1 protein-coding gene is annotated in these 26,124 nt (G+C 61.7%); it reads right to left on the reverse strand.

Going from position 1 to position 26,124, the window contains the following annotated elements:
• Positions 1-12: 12 nt before the first annotated feature.
• On the reverse strand, positions 13-25,887 hold the full coding sequence (locus F1E05_RS19415; protein ID WP_150051425.1) for a cadherin domain-containing protein: 25,875 nt from the start codon (positions 25,885-25,887) through the stop codon (positions 13-15).
• Positions 25,888-26,124 lie beyond the last annotated feature (237 nt).

Here is a 26,124-nt window from a genome sequence, read left to right on the forward strand (position 1 = left end):
ATTGGGATTAAGTTATGCTGCGTCGTGGCGGTCGGCGAAACTTCGAGCCAACTGCTCCAGAAAGGTTTGTGCGTCTCGATGTAGTTGCTCACTGCCGAAACCCTGCAGTTGTTCGGTTAACGACGGCCTTCCGGCAAACGCAGACAGCCGGTCGCCGCCGAGCAAATAGCCTTCGGCCGAAGAACGAATTTGTCCGTTAGTTCCGCGTCCGCCGCCTTGACCCTGATGCTGTCCTTGTCCCCGGCTATCGCCTTTGGGCTTCACGACAATGGTCACCACGCTCTGGTTACCCTGCCCGTCCGTTGCCAGGACTTTGACCACGGTCTTGCCTGCAGCAAGCCCGTCCAGTCCTTGCTGTAAAACCCTTAAGGTACCGGTATGCGGATCTATGCCCAGCCAAGCGGGCAACGGACTACCATCGGCCAAACTTGCTTGAAAACTGACGCCGGAAGCGGTATCCAAACCGAACAGTGCTTCCGCCGGCAAATCAAATATCCCGCCATCGGCACTACCGAAATCTAAAGTAGCCTCCATACTCAGCGAGCTACTCAGTCCCAGGCCGGAAGACAGACCGCCGTCTACCCCGAAAGTGGGCGCGGTGCCGAAGCCGAAACCGCCCCCAAAGCCACCGCCGAGACCGGGTACCGCTCCACCGCCTAATAAACCGGCCAAACCGCCGCCGCCAAAACCACCTAAACCTCCGCCGGTTCCGCCACCTAAACCGGCTCCACCCGGTCCGCCTACTGAAGTACCTCCACCCAGTACGTTAGCCAAGCTAGCACCCGAGCCGCCCAATCCCGGCAAACCGGCATTCGCCCCCCCAACGCCTGGCGTACCGCCCGGCTCACCGATAATCGTGATGATGTTAGACCCCGCTCCGCTGCCGGCTGCGCCGTTCGTGCCTATCACACCGGTCGACGAGTTGAAATCCACTGTTTGGGTTGCGTTAGTAACCACCTGTTCCTCAATGTGTATCGAAGCGGTGAAATTCGTGCTAACGCCGCCGTTACTATCCACAACTCGGAAGGTAAAACCGGTATGTAGCGTTTGGTTCTCGGCCGGTACAAAGCGCAACTGCCCGGCACTGATATCGGCCAATTGGATAGTTTGACCGACAGTCACACTAGCACCGTTCAAGCTTATGCGGCCACCGCTAGGTATTGCGGTAATCTGGATAGCTTGCAAGCGATCGCCGGCATCCGCATCACTAAACGCAAATTCGTCAGCGGTGAATACGTGACTAGCGCTAGCGCTGACCGTAAAGCTGAAGCTACGGCTGGTAGGGATGTCGTTAGCGGCGGCAATATTTACGATATAAATCGCCGTCGAGCTCAAGCTGCCGTCGCTGACCGTTACGGTAAAGTTTTCACTGGCATCAAGACTCAAAGCATTGACCGCATCGTTATTGGGCGTAAAAGTGTAAGCGCCGGTCACGGTATCGACCGTCAGGGTACCAAAGTTGCCGACCAAGCTGCTGGTGGTGCCGGAGACGCTACCGCCGTCGATGCCATAGACTAAGGTGTCTCCCGGATCGCTATCGGCGCCGACCAAGGTCCCGGTATCGTTGCCAAAGGTATCGTTTGCCGCCGTATCCGTATAGTTCGCCGCCGCCGGTATCGCCAAGGTCGGCGCATCGTTAGCGGCAAAGACATTGACGGTATAAACAGCCGTGGCCGTGGCCGTGCCGTCCGACACTGTGATGGTAAAGCTATCGATACCGTCGCCGCTCAAGCCGTTGATTGCCGCGGCGTTGGGCGTGTAGGTATAGGCGCCGCTCTCGGTATCGACCGTCAGGGTGCCGAAGTTGCCGACCAGTGTACTGGTGGTGCCGAATACACTGCCGCCTTGAATACCGTAACTCAAACTGGCGCCGCCGTCGCCGTCCGAACCGCTCAAGCTGCCGGTATCCTCGGCGAAACTGTCGTTTCCGGCGGTATCGGTGTAGCTGGCGGCCGTCGGCGTGGACAGCACCGGGGCATCATTGGAACCGCTCAAGTTGACGCTGTACACGGCAGTCGACGTGCTGTTGCCGTCGGACACGGTGACGGTGAAGCTGTCGCCGGCGTCGCCGGTCAAGCCGTTGATCGCCGCCGCATTCGGGGTGTAGGTATAGGCGCCGGTCACGGTATCGACCGTCAGGGTGCCGAAGTTGCCGACCAAGCTGCTGGTGGTGCCGGCGACGCTGCCACCTTCGATGCCGTAGCTCAGGCCGTTACTCTCACCGTCGGACGCGCTCAAACTACCGCTGTCGGCTGCGAAGCTGTCGTCGCCGGCCGTGTCGGTGTAGCTGGCGGCCACCGGCGTCGCCAGTACCGGCGCGTCGTTGCTGCCGCTCAGGTTGACGCTGTATGTCGCGGTCGCCGTGCTGCTGCCGTCGGATACCGTAACGGTAAAGCTGTCGCTGGCGTCGCCGCTCAAGCCGTTGATTGCCGCGACGTTGGGCGTGTAGGTATAGGCGCCGCTCTCGGTATCGACCGTCAGGGTGCCGAAGTTGCCGACCAAGCTGCTGGTGGTGCCGGCTACGCTGCCGCCTTCGATGCCGTAGCTCAGGCTGTTACTCTCGCCGTCGGACGCGCTCAAACTACCGCTGTCGGCTGCGAAGCTGTCGTCGCCGGCCGTGTCGGTATAGTGGGCGGCCACCGGCGTCGCCAGTACCGGCGCGTCGTTGCTGCCGCTCAGGTTGACGCTGTATGTCGCGGTCGCCGTGCTGCTGCCGTCGGATACCGTAACGGTGAAGCTGTCGCTGGCGTCGCCGCTCAAGCCGTTGATTGCCGCGGCGTTGGGCGTGTAGGTATAGGCGCCGGTCACGGTATCGACCGTCAGGGTGCCGAAGTTGCCGGCCAAGCTGCTGGTGGTGCCGGCGACGCTGCCGCCTTCGATGCCGTAGCTCAGGCTGTTACTCTCGCCGTCGGACGCGCTCAAACTACCGCTGTCGGCTGCGAAGCTGTCGTCGCCGGCCGTGTCGGTGTAGCTGGCGGCCACCGGCGTCGCCAGTACCGGCGCGTCGTTGCTGCCGCTCAGGTTGACGCTGTATGTCGCGGTCGCCGTGCTGCTGCCGTCGGATACCGTGACGGTGAAGCTGTCGCCGGCGTCGCCGCTCAAGCCGTTGATTGCCGCGGCGTTGGGCGTATAGGTATAGGCGCCGCTCTCGGTATCGACCGTCAGGGTACCGAAATTACCGACCAGTGTGCTGGTGGTGCCGGATACACTGCCGCCTTGAATACCGTAACTCAAACTGGCGCCGCCATCGCCGTCCGAACCGCTCAAGCTGCCGGTATCCTCGGCGAAACTGTCGTTTCCGGCGGTATCGGTGTAGCTGGCGGCCGTCGGCGTGGACAGCACCGGGGCATCATTGGAGCCGCTCAAGTTGACGCTGTACACGGCAGTCGACGTGCTGTTGCCGTCGGACACGGTGACGGTGAAGCTGTCGCCGGCGTCGCCGCTCAAGCCGTTGATTGCCGCGGCGTTGGGCGTGTAGGTATAGGCGCCGCTCTCGGTATCGACCGTCAGGGTACCGAAATTGCCGACCAGTGTACTGGTGGTGCCGGATACGCTGCCGCCTTGAATACCGTAACTCAGAGTATCGTCGGCATCACTGTCGAAGGCATTCAAGTTCCCGCTATCGTTAATAAAGTTGTCGGTAGCTGACGTATCACTGTAATTGGCTGAGGCTGGTGTACCTAATGTTGGAGCATCGTTCACCGGATTGACGTCTAAGGTCAGGGTGTAGGCGCTGGTCGAGTCGCTTTTGCCGTCGCTGACTTTGAATTGAAAGTTGGCGTAGCCCGTGCCGTTGCCATCCGCCGCCGGGCTGAATTGCAGTTTGCCGGCCACAATGTCGGCTACGGTTATGATTTGGTTGAGCGTGACTGCGACGTCGTTTAGGCTCAGACTGCCCGCCGCCGGCAGGCCGGTAATGGTGATACTTTGCAGGCTGTCGCCGCTGTCGGGGTCGCTGAAGGCGAAGTCGCCGAGACCGAAGGTGTAGGTGGTGTCTTCGTCAAGGCTGACTGTGCGGTCGCTGCCGGTCGGCGCGGCGTTGCGCACGACTTGGACGTCGGCCGTGGCTTGGCTGCTGCCGCCGTCGCCGTCGTTCAGCGTGAATTGGATCGTGCGGGTGCTTTCGGTGGCGGTCGCGTTGTCCAGGTTGCGGTAACTGATGCTGTGCAGCAGGGCGCTGACGGCTGCCGCGTCGGCGTTGGCGTTGAGGCCGATCACCAGGTCGCTGCCGCCGCTGCCGCCGCTCACGCTGCCGATGACGCTGCCGCCGTAGCTGACGCTATTGCCGTCATAGCCGATTTGTCCTGTACCGTTGCCTTGGTTGCGGATGGACAGGACGTCTTCGCCAGCCACGCCGTTGGCGCTGATCGCGACGGTCAGGCTGCCGCCGGCAAAGTCGCCGGGATCGAGGTCGCTGACCAGGGCGTCGCCGTTTTGGTCGATGAGTTGCGCGATGCCGTCGCTGGCCGCGTAGTTTAGGTGGTCGCCGTCCAGGCCGCTGATGCCCGGGGCGTCGTTGACGGAGAGGACCGTCAGTTGGCTGCTGCTGTCGCTGCTGCCGTCGCCGCTGCCGTCGTTGACGGTCAGGGTGAAGTGGGTGACGACGCTGGAACCGGGCGCGGTTTGGTTTTCGGTCGGGGTGAACACCAGGGCGCGCAGTTGGCTTTGCAGGCTGGCGGGGTCGGTCGCCGCCAGGGTGTAGCTGCCGGCGACGCCGCTTAGGCCGGCGCCGGAGAGGCTGCCGTTCGCTGCGTTGTAGCTGATGCTCAGGCTGACGTTGTCGCCGTCCAGGTCTTGGACGCTGACGGCGGCAAACGGCTGGGCGCTGGCGGTGTCGTCGATTTGGATGGCGGTGGCAAAGCCGCTCAGGGTCGGCAGGTCGTTGGCGCCATGCAAGGTGACGGTCAAGACGGCGGTGTCGCTCAGGCTGCCGTCGCTGACGCTGTAGTTGAAGCGGTCGGTCAAGCTGGCGCCGGCGCCCAGGGCTTGGACGTCGGGGTTGCTGTCGTCGATGAGGTAGCTGTAGCTGCCGTCGCTGTTGAGGGTCAGGCTGCCGTACTGGCCGGCTAAAGCGACGCCGAGACTGCCGACGGTACCGCCGCCCTCGGTGCCGCCGCTGCGTACGGCACTAATGCTGAGGCCGCTGCCGCTGTCGTTGCTTAGGACGTTGCCGCTGGCGACACTGCCGACTTCGCTGTTGTTCAGGCCGCCGGCTTCCGTGGCATCGCCGCTGTCGTCGCTCGCTGTCGGGATTCCGGTTTCGTTGGCGTCGGTGACGGTTACGGCGATGGCCTGGCTGTCGCTGTGGCTGCCGTCGCTGACTTGGACGGTGACGTCGTAGACGTTGTCGCCGCCACTGTCGGTTGGGGTTTCGTAGTCGGGCGCGGCTAGGAAGGTCAAAACGCCGGTGGCCGAGTCAATCGAGAACAAGCCGGCGTCGGCCCCGCCGACGATGCTGTAGGTCAGGGTGTCGGTCACGTCCGCGTCGGTCGCGCTGACGGTGGTGACGGCCGTATTGTTTTCTGCAATGTTGACTGTTGCCGTGGCGCCGCCGCCGTTCGAGCCGATGACCGGACTGTCGTTAACCGGGTTGACGTCTAAGGTCAGGGTGTAGGCGCTGGTCGAGTCGCTTTTGCCGTCGCTGACTTTGAATTGAAAGTTGGCGTAGCCCGTGCCGTTGCCATCCGCCGCCGGGCTGAATTGCAGTTTGCCGGCCACAATGTCGGCTACGGTTATGATTTGGTTGAGCGTGACTGCGACGTCGTTTAGGCTCAGACTGCCCGCCGCCGGCAGGCCGGTAATGGTGATACTTTGCAGGCTGTCGCCGCTGTCGGGGTCGCTGAAGGCGAAGTCGTTGCTGCCGAAGGTGTAGGTGGTGTCTTCGTCAAGGCTGACTGTGCGGTCGCTGCCGGTCGGCGCGGCGTTGCGCACGACTTGGACGTCGGCCGTGGCTTGGCTGCTGCCGCCGTCGCCGTCGTTCAGCGTGAATTGGATCGTGCGGGTGCTTTCGGTGGCGGTCGCGTTGTCCAGATTGCGGTAACTGATGCTGTGCAGCAGGGCGCTGACGGCTGCCGCGTCGGCGTTGGCGTTGAGGCCGATCACCAGGTCGCTGCCGCCGCTGCCGCCGCTCACGCTGCCGATGACGCTGCCGCCGTAGCTGACACTATTGCCGTCATAGCCGATTTGTCCTGTACCGTTGCCTTGGTTGCGGATGGACAGGACGTCTTCGCCAGCCACGCCGTTGGCGCTGATCGCGACGGTCAGGCTGCCGCCGGCAAAGTCGCCGGGATCGAGGTCGCTGACCAGGGCGTCGCCGTTTTGGTCGATGAGTTGCGCGATGCCGTCGCTGGCCGCGTAGTTTAGGTGGTCGCCGTCCAGGCCGCTGATGCCCGGGGCGTCGTTGACGGAGAGGACCGTCAGTTGGCTGCTGCTGTCGCTGCTGCCGTCGCCGCTGCCGTCGTTGACGGTCAGGGTGAAGTGGGTGACGACGCTGGAACCGGGCGCGGTTTGGTTTTCGGTCGGGGTGAACACCAGGGCGCGCAGTTGGCTTTGCAGGCTGGCGGGGTCGGTCGCCGCCAGGGTGTAGCTGCCGGCGACGCCGCTTAGGCCGGCGCCGGAGAGGCTGCCGTTCGCTGCGTTGTAGCTGATGCTCAGGCTGACGTTGTCGCCGTCCAGGTCTTGGACGCTGACGGCGGCAAACGGCTGGGCGCTGGCGGTGTCGTCGATTTGGATGGCGGTGGCAAAGCCGCTCAGGGTCGGCAGGTCGTTGGCGCCATGCAAGGTGACGGTCAAGACGGCGGTGTCGCTCAGGCTGCCGTCGCTGACGCTGTAGTTGAAGCGGTCGGTCAAGCTGGCGCCGGCGCCCAGGGCTTGGACGTCGGGGTTGCTGTCGTCGATGAGGTAGCTGTAGCTGCCGTCGCTGTTGAGGGTCAGGCTGCCGTACTGGCCGGCTAAAGCGACGCCGAGACTGCCGACGGTACCGCCGCCCTCGGTGCCGCCGCTGCGTACGGCACTAATGCTGAGGCCGCTGCCGCTGTCGTTGCTTAGGACGTTGCCGCTGGCGACACTGCCGACTTCGCTGTTGTTCAGGCCGCCGGCTTCCGTGGCATCGCCGCTGTCGTCGCTCGCTGTCGGGATTCCGGTTTCGTTGGCGTCGGTGACGGTTACGGCGATGGCCTGGCTGTCGCTGTGGCTGCCGTCGCTGACTTGGACGGTGACGTCGTAGACGTTGTCGCCGCCACTGTCGGTTGGGGTTTCGTAGTCGGGCGCGGCTAGGAAGGTCAAAACGCCGGTGGCCGAGTCAATCGAGAACAAGCCGGCGTCGGCCCCGCCGACGATGCTGTAGGTCAGGGTGTCGGTCACGTCCGCGTCGGTCGCGCTGACGGTGGTGACGGCCGTATTGTTTTCTGCAATGTTGACTGTTGCCGTGGCGCCGCCGCCGTTCGAGCCGATGACCGGACTGTCGTTAACCGGGTTGACGTCTAAGGTCAGGGTGTAGGCGCTGGTCGAGTCGCTTTTGCCGTCGCTGACTTTGAATTGAAAGTTGGCGTAGCCCGTGCCGTTGCCATCCGCCGCCGGGCTGAATTGCAGTTTGCCGGCCACAATGTCGGCTACGGTTATGATTTGGTTGAGCGTGACTGCGACGTCGTTTAGGCTCAGACTGCCCGCCGCCGGCAGGCCGGTAATGGTGATACTTTGCAGGCTGTCGCCGCTGTCGGGGTCGCTGAAGGCGAAGTCGTTGCTGCCGAAGGTGTAGGTGGTGTCTTCGTCAAGGCTGACTGTGCGGTCGCTGCCGGTCGGCGCGGCGTTGCGCACGACTTGGACGTCGGCCGTGGCTTGGCTGCTGCCGCCGTCGCCGTCGTTCAGCGTGAATTGGATCGTGCGGGTGCTTTCGGTGGCGGTCGCGTTGTCCAGGTTGCGGTAACTGATGCTGTGCAGCAGGGCGCTGACGGCTGCCGCGTCGGCGTTGGCGTTGAGGCCGATCACCAGGTCGCTGCCGCCGCTGCCGCCGCTCACGCTGCCGATGACGCTGCCGCCGTAGCTGACACTATTGCCGTCATAGCCGATTTGTCCTGTACCGTTGCCTTGGTTGCGGATGGACAGGACGTCTTCGCCAGCCACGCCGTTGGCGCTGATCGCGACGGTCAGGCTGCCGCCGGCAAAGTCGCCGGGATCGAGGTCGCTGACCAGGGCGTCGCCGTTTTGGTCGATGAGTTGCGCGATGCCGTCGCTGGCCGCGTAGTTTAGGTGGTCGCCGTCCAGGCCGCTGATGCCCGGGGCGTCGTTGACGGAGAGGACCGTCAGTTGGCTGCTGCTGTCGCTGCTGCCGTCGCCGCTGCCGTCGTTGACGGTCAGGGTGAAGTGGGTGACGACGCTGGAACCGGGCGCGGTTTGGTTTTCGGTCGGGGTGAACACCAGGGCGCGCAGTTGGCTTTGCAGGCTGGCGGGGTCGGTCGCCGCCAGGGTGTAGCTGCCGGCGACGCCGCTTAGGCCGGCGCCGGAGAGGCTGCCGTTCGCTGCGTTGTAGCTGATGCTCAGGCTGACGTTGTCGCCGTCCAGGTCTTGGACGCTGACGGCGGCAAACGGCTGGGCGCTGGCGGTGTCGTCGATTTGGATGGCGGTGGCAAAGCCGCTCAGGGTCGGCAGGTCGTTGGCGCCATGCAAGGTGACGGTCAAGACGGCGGTGTCGCTCAGGCTGCCGTCGCTGACGCTGTAGTTGAAGCGGTCGGTCAAGCTGGCGCCGGCGCCCAGGGCTTGGACGTCGGGGTTGCTGTCGTCGATGAGGTAGCTGTAGCTGCCGTCGCTGTTGAGGGTCAGGCTGCCGTACTGGCCGGCTAAAGCGACGCCGAGACTGCCGACGGTACCGCCGCCCTCGGTGCCGCCGCTGCGTACGGCACTAATGCTGAGGCCGCTGCCGCTGTCGTTGCTTAGGACGTTGCCGCTGGCGACACTGCCGACTTCGCTGTTGTTCAGGCCGCCGGCTTCCGTGGCATCGCCGCTGTCGTCGCTCGCTGTCGGGATTCCGGTTTCGTTGGCGTCGGTGACGGTTACGGCGATGGCCTGGCTGTCGCTGTGGCTGCCGTCGCTGACTTGGACGGTGACGTCGTAGACGTTGTCGCCGCCACTGTCGCCCGGGGTTTCGTAGTCGGGCGCGGCCACAAAGGTCAAGACGCCGGTGGCCGAGTCAATCGAGAACAAGCTGGCGTCGGCCCCGCCGGCGATGCTGTAGGTCAGGGTGTCGGTCACGTCCGCGTCGGTCGCGCTGACGGTGGTGACGGCCGTATTGTTTTCTGCAATGTTGACTGTTGCCGTGGCGCCGCCGCCGTTCGAGCCGATGACCGGACTGTCGTTAACCGGGTTGACGTCTAAGGTCAGGGTGTAGGCGCTGGTCGAGTCGCTTTTGCCGTCGCTGACTTTGAATTGAAAGTTGGCGTAGCCCGTGCCGTTGCCATCCGCCGCCGGGCTGAATTGCAGTTTGCCGGCCACAATGTCGGCTACGGTTATGATTTGGTTGAGCGTGACTGCGACGTCGTTTAGGCTCAGACTGCCCGCCGCCGGCAGGCCGGTAATGGTGATACTTTGCAGGCTGTCGCCGCTGTCGGGGTCGCTGAAGGCGAAGTCGTTGCTGCCGAAGGTGTAGGTGGTGTCTTCGTCAAGGCTGACTGTGCGGTCGCTGCCGGTCGGCGCGGCGTTGCGCACGACTTGGACGTCGGCCGTGGCTTGGCTGCTGCCGCCGTCGCCGTCGTTCAGCGTGAATTGGATCGTGCGGGTGCTTTCGGTGGCGGTCGCGTTGTCCAGGTTGCGGTAACTGATGCTGTGCAGCAGGGCGCTGACGGCTGCCGCGTCGGCGTTGGCGTTGAGGCCGATCACCAGGTCGCTGCCGCCGCTGCCGCCGCTCACGCTGCCGATGACGCTGCCGCCGTAGCTGACACTATTGCCGTCATAGCCGATTTGTCCTGTACCGTTGCCTTGGTTGCGGATGGACAGGACGTCTTCGCCAGCCACGCCGTTGGCGCTGATCGCGACGGTCAGGCTGCCGCCGGCAAAGTCGCCGGGATCGAGGTCGCTGACCAGGGCGTCGCCGTTTTGGTCGATGAGTTGCGCGATGCCGTCGCTGGCCGCGTAGTTTAGGTGGTCGCCGTCCAGGCCGCTGATGCCCGGGGCGTCGTTGACGGAGAGGACCGTCAGTTGGCTGCTGCTGTCGCTGCTGCCGTCGCCGCTGCCGTCGTTGACGGTCAGGGTGAAGTGGGTGACGACGCTGGAACCGGGCGCGGTTTGGTTTTCGGTCGGGGTGAACACCAGGGCGCGCAGTTGGCTTTGCAGGCTGGCGGGGTCGGTCGCCGCCAGGGTGTAGCTGCCGGCGACGCCGCTTAGGCCGGCGCCGGAGAGGCTGCCGTTCGCTGCGTTGTAGCTGATGCTCAGGCTGACGTTGTCGCCGTCCAGGTCTTGGACGCTGACGGCGGCAAACGGCTGGGCGCTGGCGGTGTCGTCGATTTGGATGGCGGTGGCAAAGCCGCTCAGGGTCGGCAGGTCGTTGGCGCCATGCAAGGTGACGGTCAAGACGGCGGTGTCGCTCAGGCTGCCGTCGCTGACGCTGTAGTTGAAGCGGTCGGTCAAGCTGGCGCCGGCGCCCAGGGCTTGGACGTCGGGGTTGCTGTCGTCGATGAGGTAGCTGTAGCTGCCGTCGCTGTTGAGGGTCAGGCTGCCGTACTGGCCGGCTAAAGCGACGCCGAGACTGCCGACGGTACCGCCGCCCTCGGTGCCGCCGCTGCGTACGGCACTAATGCTGAGGCCGCTGCCGCTGTCGTTGCTTAGGACGTTGCCGCTGGCGACACTGCCGACTTCGCTGTTGTTCAGGCCGCCGGCTTCCGTGGCATCGCCGCTGTCGTCGCTCGCTGTCGGGATTCCGGTTTCGTTGGCGTCGGTGACGGTTACGGCGATGGCCTGGCTGTCGCTGTGGCTGCCGTCGCTGACTTGGACGGTGACGTCGTAGACGTTGTCGCCGCCACTGTCGCCCGGGGTTTCGTAGTCGGGCGCGGCCACAAAGGTCAAGACGCCGGTGGCCGAGTCAATCGAGAACAAGCTGGCGTCGGCCCCGCCGGCGATGCTGTAGGTCAGGGTGTCGGTCACGTCCGCATCGGTCGCGCTGACGGTGGTGACGGCGGTGCCGTTTTCGCCGACGTTGATCGCGGCGCTGGCGCCACCGCCGTTCGAGCCGATGACCGGCGCGTTGTCGTTGGTGTCGGTTACTGTGATTGCAATCGCTTGGCTGTCGCTGTGGCTGCCGTCGCTGACTTCTACCGTGACGTCGTAGACGTTGTCGCCGCCGCTGTCGGTTGGGGTTTCGTAGTCGGGCGCGGCCACAAAGGTCAAAACGCCGGTGGCCGAGTCAATCGAGAACAAGCCGGCGTCTGCCCCGCCGACGATGCTGTAGGTCAACGTCGCGCCGGCGTCCGCGTCGGTCGCGCTGACGGTGGTGACGGCCGTATTGTTTTCTGCAATGTTGACTGTTGCCGTGGCGCCGCCGCCGTTCGAGCTGATGACCGGCGCGTTGTCGTTGGTGTCGGTTACTGTGATTGCAATCGCTTGGCTGTCGCTGTGGCTGCCGTCGCTGACTTGGACGGTGACGTCGTAGACGTTGTCGCCGCCACTGTCGCCCGGGGTTTCGTAGTCGGGCGCGGCCACAAAGGTCAAGACGCCGGTGGCCGAGTCAATCGAGAACAAGCTGGCGTCGGCCCCGCCGGCGATGCTGTAGGTCAGGGTGTCGGTCACGTCCGCGTCGGTCGCGCTGACGGTGGTGACGGCGGTGCCGTTTTCGCCGACGTTGATCACGGCCGTGGCGCCACCGCCGTTCGAGCCGATGACCGGCGCGTTGTCGTTGGTGTCGGTTACTGTGATTGCAATCGCTTGGCTGTCGCTGTGGCTGCCGTCGCTGACTTCTACCGTGACGTCGTAGACGTTGTCGCTGCCGCTGTCGGTTGGGGTTTCGTAGTCGGGCGCGGCCACAAAGGTCAAAACGCCGGTGGCCGAGTCAATCGAGAACAAGCCGGCGTCGGCCCCGCCGACGATGCTGTAGGTCAACGTCGCGCCGGCGTCTGCATCGGTCGCGCTGACGGTGGTGACGGCCGTATTGTTTTCTGCAATGTTGACTGTTGCCGTGGCGCCGCCGCCGTTCGAGCTGATGACCGGCGCGTTGTCGTTGGTGTCGGTGACTGTGATTGCAATCGCTTGGCTGTCGCTGTGGCTGCCGTCGCTGACTTGGACGGTGACGTCGTAGACGTTGTCGCCGCCACTGTCGCCCGGGGTTTCGTAGTCGGGCGCGGCCACAAAGGTCAAGACGCCGGTGGCCGAGTCAATCGAGAACAAGCTGGCGTCGGCCCCGCCGGCGATGCTGTAGGTCAGGGTGTCGGTCACGTCCGCGTCGGTCGCGCTGACGGTGGTGACGGCGGTGCCGTTTTCGCCGACGTTGATCACGGCCGTGGCGCCACCGCCGTTCGAGCCGATGACCGGCGCGTTGTCGTTGGTGTCGGTTACTGTGATTGCAATCGCCTGGCTGTCGCTGTGGCTGCCGTCGCTAACTTGGACGGTGACGTCGTAGACGTTGTCGCTGCCGCTGTCGGTTGGGGTTTCGTAGTCGGGCGCGGCCACAAAGGTCAAGACGCCGGTGGCCGAGTCAATCGAGAATAGGCCGGCGTCGGCCCCGCCGACGATGCTGTAGGTCAACGTCGCGCCGGCGTCTGCATCGGTCGCGCTGACGGTGGTGACGGCCGTATTGTTTTCTGCAATGTTGACTGTTGCCGTGGCGCCGCCGCCGTTCGAACCGATGACCGGCGCGTTGTCGTTGGTGTCGGTTACTGTGATTGCAATCGCCTGGCTGTCGCTGTGGCTGCCGTCGCTAACTTGGACGGTGACGTCGTAGACGTTGTCGCTGCCGCTGTCGGTTGGGGTTTCGTAGTCGGGCGCGGCCACAAAGGTCAAGACGCCGGTGGCCGAGTCAATCGAGAATAGGCCGGCGTCGGCCCCGCCGACGATGCTGTAGGTCAACGTCGCGCCGGCGTCTGCATCGGTCGCGCTGACGGTGGTGACGGCCGTATTGTTTTCTGCAATGTTGACTGTTGCCGTGGCGCCGCCGCCGTTCGAGCCGATGACCGGCGCGTTGTCGTTGGTGTCGGTTACTGTGATTGCAATCGCTTGGCTGTCGCTGTGGCTGCCGTCGCTGACTTGGACGGTGACGTCGTAGACGTTGTCGCCGCCGCTGTCGGTTGGGGTTTCGTAGTCGGGCGCGGCCACAAAGGTCAAGACGCCGGTGGCCGAGTCAATCGAGAACAAGCCGGCGTCGGCCCCGCCGACGATGCTGTAGGTCAACGTCGCGCCGGCGTCTGCATCGGTCGCGCTGACGGTGGTGACGGCGGTGCCGTTTTCGCCGACGTTGATCGCGGCCGTGGCGCCACCGCCGTTCGAGCCGATGACCGGCGTTTCATCGTTGCTATCTGTCACCGAGATAGCAATAGCTTGCGCATCGGTGTCGGTGCCGTCGGACACTTGCACTGTCACATCGTAGACATTATCCGCCCCGCTGTCGGCTGGATTTTCGTAGTCGGGCGCTGTAACAAAACTGAGCTCGCCGCTGTCGGCGTCGATGTTGAACAAGGCCGCATCGGCCCCGCCGCTAATCGAATAAGTCAGGGTGGCGCCGCTGTCGGCGTCGCTGGCGGTGACGGTGGTCACGGCCGAGGCATTCTCGGCAACGCTAACACTGGCGCTTGTGGCTCCACCGTCGGAGGTGATGACCGGGATGTCGTTGGCCGCGGTTAGATTGATCGAATAATCAGCTGAATCGCTCGCGTTGCCGTCGGAAACGGTGACGGTAAAGCTTTCGGATGCATCCGCACTGAGGCCGTCGATCGCGGCCGCGTCCGGCACGAAAACGTAAGCGCCGCTGCCGCTGTTGAGGTACAAGGTACCGTAGCTGCCGGCCTTGCTGATGTCGTAAGTCGTCGCGCCTATGGTCGTGGAGGTGCTGCCGCCGCCTGAAATGCCGTAGCTCAGGCTGGCACCGCTATCCACGTCGCTAGCCGACAAGCTGCCGCTATCGTCGCTAAAGGAATCGCTCGCCGAGGTATCGGTGTAATTTGCCGGGTTCGGGGTGTCGAGCAACGGGCTATCGTTAACGTCGCTGACCGTTATGCTCGCGGTACCACTATTGCTGGAAAATCCGCTGTCACCGCCTGTCGCCGAGGTATCCGCGGCGCTAGGCGTGGTGTTGGTCGACGCACTACCGCCGGTTTGATCCCAAGCCAGATAAGTGAAACCGGCGGACTCGCCGTTTGCGCCGTCCGGCACGTAGCGCACCTGACTGGCCGCATCCAACAGTAAGGCGCTATTGGTCGATACGCTGCCGAAACCTTGCCAACTGACGCCGTCGGTGGAATATTGCCAAACGCCGTTGCCGCTGGTCGCTTGCACTGCGATACCGCTAAGCGCGCCGTTATCCTCATCGCTGTGCCCGGCGTTGGATAATATCGCCGAGACAGTGACCGCGCTGCTCTGGGTATCTTCGTCTGTAGTCGAAAAACTGTAATCGGTGCCGGCGTTTAGGGTCGGCGCGTGGTTTTGTACAGTCAACACCACGTCGTTTCCGTCTCCGCCGCTATAGCTGACCAGCAAATCGTAGCCGCCGGTACTGTATACCGCCCCCTCGCTCAGTCCGGCAAAGATACCAGTTACAAGATCGGAACCGTCGTTATCGATAATGACGAATTGATCGCCGACGCTGGCGCTATAACCTACACTGGCCGACAGACTGGAGCCGGTCAAGTCCACGCTGCCGGTAACTGCCAATTGGTCGTATCCGCTTCCGGCACTGGTACCGTTTAATTCCGCGCTTAAGGTGCCGGCGATGACGACGCCGTTCCCCAAGCTTAAGACGCCCGGGCTGTTCCCCGGCGCTACATAAGCACCGGAATTTACAGTCGTGGCAGCATTGATACTGCCGCTACCGGCCAGCGTCGCACCGGATTGGACGCCGACCGCTCCGCTACCGGTCAAACTGCCGTTGACCGCCAGGGTGCCGGCGGCCACGCTGGTGCTGCCGCTGTAGGTGTTAACGCCGGACAACGCCAGCAAACCGGCCCCGGCTTTAGTCAAGTCACCGCTTCCGCTAATCACACCGGATAAGGTAGCGCTGTTTGCGTTTTGCAAAGTGCCGCCGCCGGCGGCCAGTACCATGGCGTTGCTCAGCGTTTGGCCGCTGCCGGTAAAAATCAGGGAGGCGCCGTCTAAACTGACGCTACCGCTGCCCAGATTGTCGTCGCCGGACACACCCAGGGCACCGGCTGTTACCGCTATACCGCCGGAGAACGTATTGCTGCCGGTCAAAGTCAGGGCACTGCCGCCCTGCTTGATCAAGCCGCCGCTGCCGCTGACCGTACCGCTCAAACTGGCGTCTGCGCTTTGGTTGACGGTTAAACTGCCTCCGTTCAAATCGATATTGCCGCCGCCGCTCGCACTGCCGACGGTTTCATCGCTGTCTAAAGTAAGGGTAGAGCCCGAGTCGATTTGCAGGGCGGCGCTATCGTGTAACGCCGCGCCGCCGGACAGGGACAAACCGCCGGCAGCCACTTGGGTGCCGCCGCTAAAACTATTGCTGCCGGATAAGGTTAGCGTTTCGCTGCCCTGTTTGATCAACATGCCGCTGCCGCTAATCGAACCGGAAAACGTCGTCGCCTGATATTGGTTAAGCGTTAAATCCGAGCTGCCCAGTGCGACGCTACCGGCACCGGCCAGCGAGCCTAGGGTTTCGTTGGAGGCTAATTCCAGCGTGGCGCCGGATTGCACGGTTACCGACCCGGTATTGACACTGGAGGCCGAAGTCGGGTCTGCAATCGCCGCACCGCCGGACAAAATTAACGTTCCGGCATTGACCGCGGTGCTGCCCAAAAAGCTATTGCTGCCGGATAATACCACTGCCCCATCGCCGTCTTTGCTGAAGGCTGCACCGGAATCTCCGGCGATCGTGCCGGATAAGGTCAAAAGATCGCCACTGGCGGTATTACCATAATTCACCGCACCGCCACCGGTCGCCAGCGTGATGTTTCTGTCGATAGTCACGGCCCCGCTGCCGGTGACCGCCAAAGTGGCCCCGCCGGATAAGGTCACATTGCCCGAACCGAGATTATCGGCATCGGCGACCGTCAACGTACCGGCTTGTACCGTGGTAGCATCAAAACTGTTGGAACCGCTCAAGGTCAGATTGCCGGCGCCCGATTTAGTGACATTGCGAGTCGTCAAGCTCGCCTTGCTGATGGTACCGCTGAGCGTAACCGTAGCGTCGTTGCTGATGCTCAGGTTAGTGTCGATGACGATGTTGTTCGCCAAAATACCGGTGCCTGTAATCGTTAAAGAACGGTCACCGCTTCCGCTGGTTTTGATGCCGGCGCTACCGGCCAGGGAGCCTGTCGCAGCCACGCTGAGCAAGCCATCTTCGATCACCACGAAATCGCCGGCGAAACCCACCGTATCCGCCAAGGTCATCCCGCCCGCGCCCGACTTCAGCAAACCTTGATTGCCGGTGCCGCTGGTAGTCACGCTACCGCTCAGCGTCGCAGTATCGCCAGCGTTGCTAACGTTGACTTCGGTATTACTGCCGCTGGTTTGCGCCAGCACGATGGCGTTACCGATCGTGGTAGTCCCGGTCACCAGCAGCGAAGCACCGCCGCTGAACGTCAAGCTGCCGCTTCCCAAACCGGCGGCATCGGCTATGCTAATGCCGCCTGCGGTCACCTGCATGCCTCCGGCGTAAGCGCTATTGGCACCACTTAAGGTCAACACCCCGGCCCCCGTCTTGACCAGGCCCTGACCCGACAAAACGCCGGAAATTTCCGCTGTGTCGGCATTGCTTAGCGTACCGCCGTCAACACCGATAGCGATTGCGTTGTCGATATCCGCCGCGGTTCCGGTCAGGGTCAACTGACCACCGTTCAGCGTCAACAGACCGGAAGTCAAATTGGCGTCGTCCGCTACCGCCAAAGCGCCTTCGCGAACCGTAATGTCCCCGTTGTAATTGGAGGCATTGTCGGATCCGCTCAGAGTCAACGCGCCGGCGCCAACTTTCAGCAGCGAGCCGGTGCCGGTCAGCGTTCCGGACAGTGTTACTGCGTTAGCATTGGATATGGACGCGCCGCTGCTGCCCATGTCGATATTTTGCGAGACGGTGACTGCGTTGCCGGTTATCTGCAGCGTGCCGCTATTCAATGTCACGTCGCCGCTGCCTAAATTATTGCCGTCGGTCACACTGAGGGTGCCGTTGGACAGAAAAGTACCGCCCGAATAGGAATTGGTGCCGGATAAAATTACGGTGCCGCTACCGGTTGCATTCAATGTCCCGCTACCTGAAATGTCACCGGACACCGAAAATGAATGACTGGTGGTTAGATTGCCGTTGGCATTACCCAGTACCAAGCTGTTGTCGTATACCGTCCCGCTGCCGGCGGTAGTTACGCCTAACGCACCGCCGTCCAGGGTAATCGTGCCGCCGACCATGGCGTCGTCGCTGCTCGCCGCGACCAGTCCGCTAGTCACGGTGATACCGCCGGTAAAGCCGGTTTCGTTGCCGGCATGGGTCAAATCCAATTCGCCGGAGCCGGTTTTAGTCAATTCGGAACTGCCCGTCAATAGGCCGGACAACACGGTATCGGCAGCGATGTTCAAGGTAGCGTCGCCGGTCAGCGCAATAACATTGTCGATGGTGCCGGCACCGGTCACTTGCAGCGTGGTACCGGTGCTCAAACTCAAGCTGCCGTTGCCCAGATTGCTGTCGGAAGCGACCGATAAGCTACCGGCGGATACCGTCGTGCTGCCTAGATAACTGTTGCTGCCCGATAACACCAGAGTGCCGCTACCGGACTTGGTCAAACTGCCGGCATTGAGACCGTCGTCGGTGATGACGGAACTGACCGTTAGCGTATCGCCGCTGCCATTACTGACATTCACGGTAGCGTCTATATCCAGCGTGAGCGTAGCACCGGCTATGATCAAACCATCCGCGGCGTCTGCATTCAAGCTCAGGCCGTCTTCCAAAAATAAATCGGAGCCCAGCGTGATGGTTTGTCCACCCAAGGCGCTGCCGAACACGATGGTTTCGGCACCGGACTGGTTGTTGGCCCGACTGACGGCCTCGCGCAAGCTGAAACCGTCGGCGGCATCGCCGTCGGCTTCGTCGTTGCTTTGGTCGACGTAGATGGTGGAGCTGGTGACCGTAACATCCGCGGTGACTTCGTTCGCAACGTATTTGTCGGTCAAGGTAAACCGGATGGTGGCATCGCCGTAAGGCGTGGCATTGCTATAGCCTATGCTGCGCATCAAGGCTTGTACCCGCGCCGTCGTCGCACTGCCGTCGCCGGCGAAGGTGACGACCAAGCTACCGCTGCTGCTGGTATAAGCCCAAGTGGCGAATTGGGTGGCGCCTTCGGATAAGGTACCGCTGCTGTCCGAACCCTGGCTGATACTGCCGGTCGCAGTCAGTCCGGCGTCGCTCAGAAAATTAAACACGTCGTTGCTGCTGCCGTCCGCGCTGCCGCCGGTGACGCGTTGCACGGTTAAGATGCCGTTATTCCAATCGCCCTCGCCGTCGGTCACGGTGGCGTTGGCAACGTCGGCCAAGCCGCTGCCGGCATCGGCCAATGCGACAGTATTGCCGGTGCCGCTGTCGGCACCGTTCAAATCCAGCGTCGGCGGCTGATCTATCGGCGCTTGCAGCATGAATTCGTTACCGCCGGACGTAGCACCCGCGTCGGTGGCGGCATAATATGCCGTCAGCAGTGTGCTGCCCTGAGTCGTGGTGCCGCCTTCGGTTAAGCCGGAGAAGGTTCCGGTAATCGCAGCAGCGCCGCTTTTGCTAATCAACCGATAACTTTCGCCGCTGGCCGGCGAGGTGACGCTGTAGTTAAGACTTAAGATGGTGCTACCGTCTATCGTCACGCTGCCGTCGACCGCGACAACGTCGTAACTACTGCCGATGCTGTCGCCGCCGATGTCGGCGGCAAAAGTGGCGCCGGCGCCGAATACCAGATTGCCCTGCACGGTCAAGGCGCCGAAACCGCCGCCGGCCGCGCCCGGCGCCAAGGTTCCGTTGACAGTCAAGGTATTGGTCGAACCGGAGCCGAACAGCGTACCGCTACCGCCCAGCGTTGCGCCGTTGTCTACCGTAATAGCGGATGTGCCGCTGAGGCCGCCGTCCGCTATCAATGTACCGGCGGATACTACGGTGGCACCGGTGTAACTCGCCGCACCGGCCAAGGCCAGCGTGCCGCTGCCGGATTTACTCAAACCGGCGCTACCCGATAGCGTACCGTTCAAGGTCAAAGTCGAATCGGATTCGACATACAGCGTCGAATCGGCGCTCATTGTAACGGCACCGTTCAAGCTCGCCGTGCTACTGGCAGCGGCTATCGAAATCGCGCCAGATGAACCGCTAATGCCGGTGCCGGCGATAGTCAGGTTCTCGTTCAGCGTCCGCCCTGATACCCGTAGCTGCGCACCGCTGGCGATAGTGGTGTCGCCGCTGCTGTTACCGAGCGCATTGTCGTGCCCGACATCCAGTACGCCGGCACTGACCACGATAGCGCCGCTAAAACTGCCGTTGTCGCCTTGCAGGGTCAGCCGGCCATCGCCGATTTTGGTCAACGTTGAACTTCCGCTTACCACCCCCGATAGCGTCAGAGCCGTGTCGGTACCGGCATTGATCGTCGTGTTGCCGGCCAAGGCAACCGAACCGCTCACGCCGGCGGATATGGCGCTACCGCTGGTGGTAACCAACAGGGCGCCGCCGTTCGACACGCCTGTGCCGGTTAAGGTCAGGTCTTCGGCGATGGTATAGCTTCCGCCGAACTTGAGCGCCGCGCCGGAGGACACCGTGGTGCCGGCGCTGCTGTCGCCCAAGGCCGAATTGCTGCCTATTGTCAATATCCCGCCGGAAACCGTTGTTGTACCGGAATAGGTATTATTGCCGCTTAGTGTGATGTTGCCGGTGCCGACGCTGTTAAAAACGATACCGCCGTTAGCGATCGTGCCGCCGAATGTCAGCCCGGCGCTAATGGTATTGTTGATCGTCCGCGTAGCGCCGCCCAGATCCACCGCCCCGGTAAACGTCAGGCCGGCGCTGCCGGACATCGTCATCGTACCGCCCAAGGTCAGATCGTTCGCCAAGGTGCGAGCGGTAGTTAATCTCGCGCGAATCTTGCCGCCGTTGATTTGCAGCCCGCCGCTGCCCAGCGCCGAGTCGTGACCCACCTCTATGATGCCGTTATTAAGCGTGGTAGTGCCGCTATAGCTGCTGTTATTGCTTTGTAGCGACAAAACATTGCCACCAGCGGTTGAATTAACGCTGACGGAACCCGAGCCGCTCAGGGCGCCGGACAAGAAAATCGAACCGTTGGACAGATCGAATGTAGCACCGCCGGCGCCCACGGAGACTCCGCCGCTGTAACTTAATGAGGTCGATGTGTTGGTTTTCAGGGTTCCGCCGTCCAGAGCCAACGCCGCGGAGCTGAGGTTATCGACTTGCAAGGTACCGGCGCTGATCGTAGTGGTCCCGGTATACGAGTTGGTCCCGGCCAACGACAACAGACCACTGCCGGTTTTAGTGAAACCGCCGCTACCGCTTATGTCACCGTCGAAGGTCGCGTCGGCCGCTTGTTGTACGGTTAAAGTGAAGCCGTTCAGATTGACCGTGCCCAAGCCGGTAATCCCGGCGACGGTTTCGTTACCGTTTACTCTGAACGTTGCGCCGGTATCCACGGTTACGGTGCCGGTATCGGCAATGGCCGAACCGGTCACCGCCAACGTGCCGGCCGAAATCGTGGTACTGCCGGTATAGGTATTGGTCCCGCTTAACGTGACCGTGCCGCTTCCGGTTTTCGTCAAGCTGCCCGTCCCGCTGATGTTGCCGGAAAAAGTACCGGTCGCGCTTTGATTGAACTCTACGGTACCGTCGTTGCTAATGTTTCCCAGCAATGTCGAAGTCGTGCCGCTCAGAGTACCGGCGGTCACGGCCAAGCCCCCGGAATAGCTGTTGGACGTGCCGGACAAGCTCAGGGTTTCCGCGCCGGCTTTTGTGAACAAACCCGAACCGGCGATGTCCCCGGACAAGGTCGCAGCCGCACTGTTGTCCACGGTACCGCCGCTGCTGCCTAAGCTGATGCTGTTATCGACAGTGGTAGCTCCGGTCAGCGAGAGGGTACCGCCGTTCAGCTGCACGGTTCCCGTCCCCAAGTTGCTGTCGTCGGCTATCGACAACGTGCCGCCGCTTACGCTGCTCACGCCGGAATAGGTGTTGCTGCCCGACAGGGTCAGCACGCCGCTGCCGCTCTTGATTAAGTTACCGCTACCGGAAATAACCCCTTGCAGTTCCAAATCCGCGCTTTGTGCGACGGTTAAGGAATATATCCCCAACGCAACGGATCCTGCCGCATTATTGCCGAACAGACCGCCGATAGTTTCGTCGCCCAGCAGCGCGAAAGTGCCGTGGCCGTTGACCCTAAGAATGCTGGCGTCGGACAGCGCCGACCCGCCGCTGACCTTCAAGATACCGTAATTGATCACGGTGGTATCGCCGCTGTAATCGCTGGTGATACCGTCCAGCGTGATGCTGCCGGTATTGCTAACGCCGCCGGAGACGACCAAACCGCCGCTACCGGTAATTTTACCGGAGAAGGTGGTATCGACGCCGGTGGTCAACCCGGTAGTCAGCGTATTGCTAGCCAAATCGATAGTGCCGTCGCCCGACAACGTACCGATGCTCTCGCTGGCCGACAAGACTAAGCTGGAGCCGCTCGACATGGCGACGGCACTACTATTGCCGATAGCCGCCCCGCCTGAGACCTCCAGCGTACCGGCCGAAATCGTAGTCGTGCCTGTGTAACCATTGCTGCCCGATAGCGTTACCGACCCCGCCCCGACCTTACTTATCCCACCACTGCCGCTCAGCGCCGTGGCGACGGTCAGGCTATCGCCGACACCGTTGCTCAGACTCAGCGCAAAGCCGGAATCGATGCTCAAACTGCCGTCGCCGGCCAGAGTGGCGCTGCTCGCGGAATCGGCATCGATAGCAAGGTTTTCACCCAAGCTGCTAGCGGCCGACGTTGAAATCGATTGCCCGGTCAGCGAGCTGTCCAGCACCAGAGTTTGGCTACCGCTGACATCGGCGGCGGCGATAGCGATCGCTTCGGAAAAACTGACGCCGTCGGTTAGATCTATCGTCGCGGTATCGCTAGTATTAGTGACATAGATGGAATCGGTGGCCACCGTCACATCCGCAATGTCCGTCGTAGTGCCGTCGGACAGGCTGAAACGGATAGTCGCATCGCCGGCCGGCGTATCGTTACGGTAGGTAATGCCGTTTAACACCGCAGAGACCAGCGCCGTAGTGGCTCCGCCGTTGAAGCTGATACTAAGGGTGCCGCCGCTATTCGTAAAACTGGCAAACGCGCTGCCGCCGTCTTCCAAGTCCGACCCATTGACCGTATAGCCTGTCTGGTTAAAGTCGAACAGGTCTTGCGACCAAGCCCCGCCGGCCCGTTGCACGGTCAACGTGCCGTTGTTCCAATCGCTGACGTCGTTGTCGGCATCGCTGGCCGAAGCCACTGTTCCGCTGTCCAACAACACGGTATTGCCGACTCCGGCCCAAGCCACGCTGTCCCCGTTTAAATTGGAAATGACCGGGCTATTGTCGTTGTCGTTGGTTACCGAAATCGAAAGGGTTTGGGTATCGGTGTTGCTACCGTCGCTGACTTGCACTTCGACTTGGTAAACGTTATCGGTATTGGCATCGGTCGGATTTTCGTAGTCGGGCGCCGCTTGGAACGTCAACGCACCGGTCGAACTGTTGATGCTGAATTCCGCGGCGTCGGCTCCGCCGCTTATCGAGTAGCTCAAGGTCTGCCCGGTATCCGAGTCGGTAGCGGTCACCGTTGTTACAGCCGTGGTGTTTTCCGTAATGGAAACCGACGCCGAAGCGCCACCGCCGTCCGAGGTAATCGTCGGTGTAAATTCGTTGACCTCGGTAACGGTGACCGCAATATCCTGAGTATCCGAGGCGGTGCCGTCGCTGACTTGCACCTGCACGTCGTAAACGTTATCAGTACCGGAGTCGGTCGGATTTTCGAAATCCGGCGCCGATAGAAAACTCAGCACCCCGGTGCTGCTGTTGATGCTGAAGCTAGCGGCGTCGGCGCCGCCGCTAATCGAGTAAGTCAAGGTATCGCCGCTGTCGGCGTCGGTCGCGGTTACGGTCGTGACGGCCGTGCCGTTTTCGGCTACGTTGACCGAGGCGGTGGCGCCGCCGCCGTTGGAAGTAATTACCGGGGTGCTATTCGCGGTGGACGTGATGCTGCTGCTATTGGCGGCGGTCAATCCGCCGGATGTCGCGCGCAACGCCAGCGTGTTGGAACTGCCGGAATTGGTATATTGCAGAGCCAAACCGGTAAAAGTCGCCACCCCGTTGACGTAGGTTGCGCCGGTACTGGCAGTCGACAAAGTAACCGTGGTTCCCGTCCCGTCCTGATCGCCGGAGCTGACGCTAAGACTGTTGACTGTGCCGTCTACGGTACCGTCGTTGGGATCGGTGACCGACAATACCAGGTTGGTCGCATAATCGGTATCGACGAGACCATTGGCGTCAACTGCGCTGACGACCGGTACCGTCGAAAAACCGGTGGACACGCCGCTGCTAATAGCGGTCGGCGCAGGCTGGGTGCTGAAAATCAATCGAGTCGCCACCACGTCCGGATTGATGGTAGTGGAGGTAGCACCGGTCAACGATCCGCTGGATGCGCTCAGCGTGAAATTGGCGTCGGCATCCGATGCAGAGGTATAACTGATGTTGGTAAACGTAGCGATCCCGGCACTTGCTGCTAGCGTGGCGGTACCGCCTAAAATACCGCTACCGTTTTCGCTAAGCGAGACATTTGAGGTATAACCGGTATCAAGATTGCCGCGTGCATCCACGGCCATCACAATCGGCTGCGTACCGAAAGTACTACCGCTGGTAACCGTCGCGGATGGATTTTGCGAAAACACCAATTGCGTAGCCGTCACGTCGACAGCCGCGCCGGAACCGTTAGTCACGTTCGCTTGGCTGGCCGCCATGGTCGAACTGCCCGAACCGGTGGTAAAAGCGGAAGCGTTGGTCGAAAGAATTAATGTATGACCGTCGGTGATGTCGTTACTCGAGGTACTGTCGTTGTAATAGGCGCTGATGGTATACGTCTCGGAGCCGCCGTCCGCAATGGATAGACTCAGACTCGAAAAGGTGATTTTGTCGGTCCCAGAATCGTATGTCCCCTGCACGTTGCTGGCATCGGGGCCGTTTAGCAGGAATACCATGTTGGCGCGTTCGGCGTCTGTCGTTGTACCGGATACGTCAACCGCGAATGCGCTGATGGTAGTCGCTACCCCGTCGGACGTTCCGGCATCGCTAACGGTAAAATCCAGCAAATTTACGGCGGTGCCGGACGAGGTTGCGGTGGTGCCGAAACTGGACGCTTCCGAGCCGGCGCCAGCCGTCACGGTGGAACTAGTATCGATGGGCGGAGCAGCAGTCGTGTCGCCACTTAAGCTATCTACAGTGAAATTGAAAAAGTCAGTACTGCTAAACTCCAGGGTATCCAATGTCACACTACTGAAATTAACCGTCGCCCCCCCGGATGAGGAAACAGTCTGCGTTGACTGGGTTGTTCCGCCTAATTTAGCATTCAATGTAACGCTGGCAGAATTGACCAACTCCACCCAAACAGAGTCCAACTTCCATGACCCGCCACCGGCTTTAGTAATCGTAAAAACTTCGGTTGTACCGGAATTGGGTACGTGCCCCGCGTTTCCAGATCCAGAATTTAAATCCAAAGAACTAGTATTGCTTTGCCCGTACTGGTTCCACCACAACGCATGTCCACCATCGCCGGTAGAACTGGCGGTCAAACGAAATACCGTACCGCTGGCGGTAAAATCGAAGTAGCTATTCTGCGAGGTCGAACCTTCCGTATCTATAAAAAATTCGCCGGAATCGACAACCCCATTAGAACTGCCCAAATTCGAATCCGCATCGGCGAGCGATAAGCCGCTCCAGTTGAAGACTTCGGTAAACGCCGTTAAGGCGTAAGCGTAGTTCTGCTGGGCCGCGGTGGTAATACCGAGCGAAGTCGAGATTTGGCCGGTACTGCTTTCCAATTCCCAATCGCCTCCTAAGGCCGCCGCGCCGGTAATGTCGCTACTCGCCGCCACGTCAGCGCCGGTGAATTGCGCGATAGCGTTTACTAACGCAGCACCGGCGCTGCCTTCGGCAATATCGCAGCCGTAAAGCAAGATGTCACCATCGGCGTTCAATGCACTGCCGATTTGCTGCAAAGCGTCTGCATAATCAGCGATGTTGTCGTTATCCAGACTCAGCGAGCCGAGTCCAACCTGAGCAGCCGAACCGTGCGAAACGATGTGGATGGCGTCTATGCCGGTTCGCCCATCCAAAATATCGGCGATCTGCGCCAAACCGTCCTGCCCGGCATCGAGCAGATGCACTTCGATACCACTCGCTACACCGGAGAGTAAGGTTTGATAGTCGGCAACGTTGCTTTCGATAAACAACACTTCATTGCGCTGGTCGGCGGTTTCAGCCGAAACCGCTGGCGGCGTGTAATTCGCGGTCGCATCTAGCAAACTCTGCATATCGCCGCCGTGAGCTTCGCTTTCGGTCATGGCCTGCGTGTCGGCAGTGGCATCGGCAGTAGCGGCCGCCGCGCCGTCAAAAAACAAGCGCGGCTCCAGCGCAAACGCGGTTAGCAGAGGCTTAGATGAAATGCCGCTCGAACCGTTAGCCCGTTTTCCGCTGCCGATTTTCATGCTAACTCCTATGCTAAGTTTAATTTGCCACCTGAACAGACGCAGGTGCGCGGGGTAACGAATTAAACACGTTTTGAGCTCGTTATCACAGCGGCTAAGCCTAGACAAAGATCAAAATTTGTCCACCGTCACAAACCCTTTTGAGTTCGCCTGCTTCAGCCGTGGTTTGCCGCGATCCGGCATCCGTTGGCCGCCAGCCGCGCAAAGTCTGTTCGAAGAAGAATAGCGAGGAGAACT

The sequence above is a fragment of the Methylomonas rhizoryzae genome (assembly GCF_008632455.1).
Taxonomy (GTDB): Bacteria; Pseudomonadota; Gammaproteobacteria; order Methylococcales; family Methylomonadaceae; genus Methylomonas; species Methylomonas rhizoryzae.

What these genes read in the sequence shown, in the direction of transcription:
- F1E05_RS19415 (WP_150051425.1), bottom strand. Translation starts at nt 25,887, where the DNA reads ATGAAAATCGGCAGCGGAAAACGGGCTAACGGTTCGAGCGGCATTTCA.